Genomic DNA, 951 nt, shown 5'->3' on the forward strand with positions numbered 1-951 from the left:
CATGGTGCAAACGCACCGCCAAACGCAACACAAGACACAACCGCAACAATCCGGTCTGCTCATCGTCCGGCAATTCCGCCAGCGCCGCCAACGGCACCTTGCGACGGTGACCACGCACCATCAGCGCCACCATCTGCTGTTCCTGACGGGAAAAACCCGGCAGGTCGGAATTGGTCACCAGATAAGCGCCATGCTTGTGGAACTGACTGTGCGACACCGCCAGCCCGACCTCGTGGAGCAGCCCTCCCCAGCGCAGCGTGTCGGCCGCCTCATTACCTTCAATCTGCCAATCACTGGCCACCTGCCCATACAGCGCCTGCGCCGTGGCGCAGACCCGTTCGGCCTGGCTGCTTTCCACATGGTGACGGTTCATCAGCGCCTGAATACTGCGGTCACGCACATCCTCGTGGCCGAAACGCCCCAGCAGGTCATACAGCAACCCTTCCCGCAGCGCGCCACTGGAGACATCCATCTGCTGGATGTCCAGCTGCTCGAAAATGCCGTACAGAATGGCCAGCCCGGAAGCGAAAATCGGCTGGCGGTCTTCACGCAAGCCTTTCAGATCCAGCTTGTCCACGGCACCCGCCTTGATCACCCGCTTACGGGCTTTTTTCATGCCCTCCATGGTGATACCGAATTCCGACCAACCGTTGTCCACACAGACCTGACTGATCGCCTTGATCGTGCCGGAGGCGCCCACCGCCTGCTGCCAGCCCAGGCGCCGGTAATTGGCATGAATCGACAGCACCTCCTGGCGTGCCGCCGTCACCGCCCGGTCAAAGGCTTTTTCGGTGATCTCGCCATTGGGGAAAAAGCGCTGGGCAAAGCTGACACAGCCCATATGCAGCGATTCGGTTTCCGTGGATTCAAATCGCTCCCCGATGATCAGCTCGGTGGAGCCGCCCCCGATATCCACCACCAGCCGCTGCCCCGCGTCGTCCGCCAGGGTGT

At 61.6% G+C, this 951-nt stretch carries 1 pseudogene; it reads right to left on the reverse strand.

Annotation, left to right across the window (positions count from 1 at the left end):
* A pseudogene (locus A3730_RS07205) lies at positions 1–951 on the reverse strand (HD domain-containing protein); the annotation flags it as partial.

It is taken from the genome of Alcanivorax sp. HI0044, from assembly GCF_001634945.1.